Source organism: Alkalimonas sp., assembly GCF_020831925.1.
Classification (GTDB): Bacteria; Pseudomonadota; Gammaproteobacteria; order Enterobacterales; family Alteromonadaceae; genus Alkalimonas.
This window is the reverse complement of sequence record NZ_JAFIFQ010000090.1, coordinates 1-5,345: the sequence shown is the minus strand read 5'-3', so window position 1 is coordinate 5,345 and position 5,345 is coordinate 1. Positions and strand designations below refer to the sequence as shown.

At 53.6% G+C, this 5,345-nt stretch carries 6 protein-coding genes; all 6 read right to left on the bottom strand.

Translation table 11 applies throughout. The features are described 5' to 3' along the window. Positions 1 to 74: 74 nt before the first annotated feature. Positions 75 to 698 (bottom strand): outer membrane beta-barrel protein, encoded by a 624-nt coding sequence (locus JJU14_RS15905; RefSeq protein ID WP_228614703.1) that lies wholly within the window; start codon positions 696 to 698, stop codon positions 75 to 77. A 136-nt stretch (positions 699 to 834) separates the two neighbouring features. Then, on the bottom strand, positions 835 to 1,077 hold the full coding sequence (locus JJU14_RS15900; RefSeq protein ID WP_228614702.1) for a TIGR02647 family protein: 243 nt from the start codon (positions 1,075 to 1,077) through the stop codon (positions 835 to 837). 65 nt (positions 1,078 to 1,142) lie between these two features. Then, positions 1,143 to 1,742, bottom strand: coding sequence for a hypothetical protein (locus JJU14_RS15895; RefSeq protein WP_228614701.1), 600 nt, complete (start codon positions 1,740 to 1,742; stop codon positions 1,143 to 1,145). A 304-nt stretch (positions 1,743 to 2,046) separates the two neighbouring features. Then, positions 2,047 to 2,832, bottom strand: coding sequence for a CLCA_X family protein (locus tag JJU14_RS15890; protein WP_228614700.1), 786 nt, complete (start codon positions 2,830 to 2,832; stop codon positions 2,047 to 2,049). A gap of 69 nt (positions 2,833 to 2,901) precedes the next feature. Further along, the gene (locus JJU14_RS15885) at positions 2,902 to 3,228 is read right to left on the bottom strand and encodes an isoamylase early set domain-containing protein (RefSeq protein WP_228614699.1); all 327 of its coding nucleotides are present in this window, start codon (positions 3,226 to 3,228) and stop codon (positions 2,902 to 2,904) included. 228 nt (positions 3,229 to 3,456) lie between these two features. After that, positions 3,457 to 5,345, bottom strand: a 1,889-nt coding sequence (locus tag JJU14_RS15880; protein ID WP_228614698.1) for a peptidase M14, incomplete at its 5' end; no start/stop codon positions are given.

The following is a 5,345-nucleotide window of genomic DNA, read 5'->3' as shown; positions in this document are numbered from 1 at the left end:
AGGCAGAAAAAGTCGCCTAAGCCGGCGAGCTAGTGTGCCAAATCAAGGGCTGCCATCGGGCAGCCCTTGTTGTATTAGAAGTGAAAGCTCAGGCCAACACCCAGAATGGATGCATCGCTATCGAACAAAAAGTTACTGTAGAGAGCAAACTGGGCGTTGAAACGATAACTCGCATTAAGCTCTCCCAAGGTAGAGCTATCCAGTCCTGATACATTGACATGCCTTAAGGCTGCGCTCAATTCAAGCTCGGGTGTAGCTAGGTAGCGCACGCCAGCACCAAGTTGATAACCACTGCCTGAATCGCGAAAGCGCAGCGCGATATCATCCATAAAGATGATGTCGGAGGAGGCCGACTCTTTGGCATATCCGCCCTCAAAAAACGTATCCATACCGGGCATAACTTGTTGGCGCAGACCTAAGCTAACCCAGCTTTGTTCTGATTTCACACGAACATTCAGCAAATCACCAGTCACCCGATCATAGCGACCGCGCAAATAAAGCTGTTCAGTCAACAAATAACTGCCTTGCAACTGCCAGCCATCCGGCTTAAAGCGACTGCGCTCACCAAAGTCAGCGGCATCCAATTTGATATTGGCTTTGGCGTAGCCAGCAGACAAAGAGTTCCAGTTGATGGTGTCGGCAGACAAAGAGCTTGCCATCAGCAGAGAAGCTGCGCATATCACAGGTAAATGACGCATCATAAAAAAGCCTTGTATCAGTCAATAGTGCCGAGATGCTAGCATGAAAGGCGCATTATGTGCGTTATTTTTTACATTCGCTAACAATTTGCTCTTACCACAATGGATACTTGTTGGTTTTACAGATTTGTATTGTTTATGACCCCGGCACATCCAAAATCCGCAGCGCCATTTGCAAATGCTCGGCGCAGTGCACCCCCAGATCGGTGAGGTAGCCGCCATCTGGCTGGGTCAGTAAGCCTTTGTGGTGCAGTCGGGCGATGGCGGATTTAGTAGCTTCGTCGGCGTCTTTGTGGACTTTTAGGCCTTCGCGCACGCTATCTAGGTTGTACAGGTTCAGAATACGGATTTCAGCATTGAGTTCGGGGGTAATAGGCATAGCGCTTCCTTATTATTATCTTCCTTCAAACCATAGCGTTTTTTGGCTATTTTGCCAGCCTTGATTCACGGCTTCTGCTGTGCTTCGCGAAGATATTGCAGAGCTTGCTGTTTAAAGTGTTCTGGGATGCTGAGTAACATGAGCTGTTGAAACTCCTCGTCCTGGCTAAGCGTCTGGATGCTGTGGTTCAAGGCAGGTAACAGCCTGGCCATGTCCTCGGTGTTGGAGCAGGCGAAATGACTCAGTTGAAAGGCCTCGGTTTCTTCGAACGGGAAAAATGCCAGCTCACTGCTGTGTTCTTTTGCCACAATTTCATACTCAATAACGATGTCAATAAAGCCGCGTTGCAGCATGGGGATAAGCTCGGCCGGATTGTTGCTGGAGCTGGTACGGGTGTAGATGGCTGGCAAGTGTTGCAGCTCGCTAAGCAGTTGATCGGTTTTCTGACCGTAACTGCGGTTGGTTTCGATGCCCAGGATGGGGGGCGTCGTTGCAGCAGCAGTTCGCCGAGCCTGATGGGGCCGGCTTGCCGTTGTTGGTGCAGTGTCTGGGCGAGGGGGGTATTGTCTCTCACCGCCAGCTGCAGGGCGTTTTCTGCCATATAAGGCACGCTGAACTGAAAGTCCTGCAATCGCTCGGGTGTTTTTAGCAGCCAGGGCATGCAAGCTGTTGGGTGTTCGCGGACCAGCATTCTGGCTCGATTTCGGGTAATTTGCTGGGTTTGGTGAGGGATAGTCAGATTCGCCAAAATCTTTTGCAGCACGCTGGCTTGATGCGTAGCCTGGTGAGCCGGGCTTAGCCAGTCGACAACATCGATAATAACCAGAGTATCTGCTGGCTTTTCATCGGTATGCGCTGCTAGCGGCCCACTATTGCTTAAGATATAAAGCCAGAGCATTGGGTAAATACATCGCCTTAGCATAGCTACTCCAGAGTTATCTGTTAACACAAGTGTAGCTGTAGTTTGCTTTATTGGCGCTGTGCAGCCATCAATACTTGACCCAGTAAAGCGAAGTAGCGGAACCAGTGTGTACTTAGTTGCTGCAGCAGTTCTGCATCCGGGTAGGCCCCGGCTTTGGCTAAGTCACTTTGGCGGGTACCGCTAACCAGAAAGTGGTTTTTCTGAGGCTGGGCTTGCAGCATGGCTTCAAAGGCGCGGGCGCAAAGCTCTTCCGGTTGCGAAAGATAAAGCTGTTGTCGCTGGCGATCCAGCTTAACGCAGTGCAAAAACCAGGCGCTGGGCTGGCTGCCATCGGCTGATAGCAGCAGGGTTTTGAAACCCTCCAGCAGCGGCTGGTTCAGTGGATGCGGTTTTAGGCGGTGTTGGTGCAGAAAACAGCGGCTGGCAAAATGCTGGTTGTCGGCATCGTTGAACACCTTGCTGGCGATGTAGTGATCAAAGGCGTGAAACCATTCATGTGCCAGGCTGCCGGCACCGGCATTTTTAGCCAGCGCTAAAATGCGGCCGCGTGGTTGATAATGGGCGCAGGCACCGGGCTGGCCACCTATGCCAAAGGTGAGCGTTAGGGACTGATTCAGTGACAGCACTTGCTCCGGTACCTGCAGCAGTTGCTGCAAATCGCAAAGCGCATCGAAAAACAGGTTAGCAGCGCGCTGCTGTTCTTCGGCTGTGACCCAGCGGCCAATGCGCATGCCGCGAAAGCCAAACAGTTTCACTATATCGACAAAACTAACATCAGCTCCGGCCCTGTGGTTAGGGCCGTTGCGGTAAAAGTCCTGGCCTAATCGACTCACTCTGAGGTGCACCCTCTTTGAAAGTAGCAAGGTTATACCTTACTGCAAGAGGGATGCAACCGATCAGCTTTAACTGACTCGCACAGACACCACCGAGTTTTCCACGCCAAGTGGCGTGGGCCGGTAACCATCAGCCTGCCAGTCGTTATCGTACTGCTCGTTGCCGGCCTCATCCAGCAGGCAATAACGGAACTCAAAATCGTCTTGCTGATCGGTGGGCAGCTCCAGTACGGTTTTAAAGCCGCCATTTTTGAGTCGTTTTAAAGGCTCTTTTTGCCAGCCCTGAGCCTCGCACAACACATAAGCGCTGCTGGCTTCTTTAGCAGCTTCGGCCGGGATTTCAAACGTCACTTTGACAACAGGGCGGCTTTTCAGAAATTGTTTCTTCAGTGGCATCGGGATCTCCTTTGTGCAACAGTTCATCAGGCCCTGCTGCATGGCTTTGGTGCAATAGGCACCAAAAGTAGGCAGCGACAGCGGGTTCACAGTTATTTTTAACCGATACTGGCAATGAATACAGAAACTGTGCCAGCTTGGCAGCTGCTGGCTATGCTGCCAGCGCAGCATGACAACAGCGTGACAGAGCCCGGCTATATGGCCGGGCTGTTTAAGAATAGCAGAGACTCAGCGCAGTGGGGTGGCGTGCGCAGCGCCGCGGAACACAGCATTGATGTATAGCAGGTGCATGCCATCGACATAGGCACGGAAATTCGGCTCCTGGGTAAAGGCGATTACCTGGCCGCGGCCCATCGGCTGTACCATCAGCAGCGGCTTGTGGGCAATTTGCAACCGGTTTTCATCCCAGACAAAGCCACCGGCCAGCAGTTCGTCCGGGCCTTTGAAACTAACGACATTTCGGCCATGATTGATACGCAGTGGCTGGTACACCTGATTGCCAACATAGATGCTGCGCACGGTCGGGGCGATGCCTGCGGTCAGCCAGTGGTTTTGATCCACACTGGCATTAACCAGGAAGCCCGGCACCCAGTCGGGATCCGCTTGGTAGGGTTCCAGCAGTGCCTGCACCTCACTGTGTTCTGCTAAAAAACGCCCTGGCACACGCGGTTCATCCAGCGGCTTTTCCTGCGCACTGACCCGGTATTCCCGCTTGCTGGCAAGCAAAGGTTTATCGCCTTCCAGCAACCATTCGGTAGCATTGCCAAGCGCTATCAGCACACCACCGCGTTCAACAAAGTGACGCAGATTGTTCTGGCCTGTCTGGCCAAGTGCTGCGGCGTAGCCAGCCCGGCTGGTTGCCGGCAATATCAGTACCTGGTAGTGGCTTAGATCCGCAGTGCGTAATTGAGCTGGCCGAATGGCAGTGACCGGGTAGCCAATGCCCTGTTCCAGCACAAAACGGGCGCTGCCAGCGCTCAGTGGATTGGTTGGCTCGTCCCAAAGCATCGCGATTTGCGGCGCATGCAGGGTTTTTACATTCATCGAGCCAAAGTTTGGTCCATCCAGCACCCAACTGCTGTCTATGCCTTCTGGCATGGCACCTGTTTCGGCTGCCAGCTGTTGCACCAGCGCTGTTAAACCAGCAGGGTTATCCGCCCGGCTCAGGATCAGGCTGCCCGCCGGGTAGCGCTTGCCATTTTGATGGGTAAAGGGCTGATCGCTGCTACGCAGCTGTAAGCCCTGTTGCAGCGCCAGGCTCATAAAACGGGCACTGGCCATATCGCCCCAGGGTACCAGATAGCCAAAGCGCGCTGCTGGCTGCTGCACACTACCAGCCAGCAGAGGCTCTGGCCCAACGCGGCTGGCACTAACTCGCACCGCCCGGTTGCAGCGGTCGAGCTCCAGGTTGTACATCAACGGTAGCGACCAGGCAGTGACGTCGTAAATCTGATCGGGCAGGTTGTTGGCGCGACGCTCTTCCTGGCGAGCAATAAAATCGCGGTCCATCGGCACCGTATCATCCAGCAGGGTACGGATCAGGTGATAGCTGGGTTGATTGGAGTGCACGATGTATGCACCTGGTTGGTAGCTGTTGCCACAGGCGCGAAAGCCTTCCTGGGCTTGGTCGACTTCAATGCCATGCTGGGTTAACACGCCCATCAGCTTCTGGTGGCCTGCGGCATCACGCTGCGCCGGAAAAATGTAGCTGCGAATGCCGTCTTTCTCTCCTTGCTGGCTGGCCGTGCGGCGGTACTGGTAGAAGTTTAGTAGCAAGGTTTCGGCGTGGCGGCTGGCGGTTTCCAGCGTGGCTTTAAAGGCAACAAAGTTGCGCTGCACGCCATCGGCAAAGGTCAGGATATCACCATCGCGTTTACGGAATTGATGACCTCTGGCGGAAGCCATTTCATAAGTCATGGCAATGCTGCCGTAGTACAGCGGCCAACTGGCACCATAACCCGGGTAAAAAGCATCGAAAATTTCACGGGTAAAGTAGTCGTAACCAAGTTCATCAAACCAATGAGCATTGTTCTGGCCAATTTTGTGCAGCACAGCACGTTGTTCAGCCTGAATATGTGGGTTATAGGGTTCGGCTTCCGGGCTGAAGTAATAGCCCA

Excerpts from the sequence above, each read along its gene's own strand:
- JJU14_RS15900 (WP_228614702.1), bottom strand. The coding sequence starts at position 1,077 with ATGCCTATTACCCCCGAACTCAATGCTGAAATCCGTATTCTGAACCTG.
- JJU14_RS15885 (WP_228614699.1), bottom strand. The coding sequence starts at position 3,228 with ATGCCACTGAAGAAACAATTTCTGAAAAGCCGCCCTGTTGTCAAAGTG.
- JJU14_RS15905 (WP_228614703.1), bottom strand. The coding sequence starts at position 698 with ATGCGTCATTTACCTGTGATATGCGCAGCTTCTCTGCTGATGGCAAGC.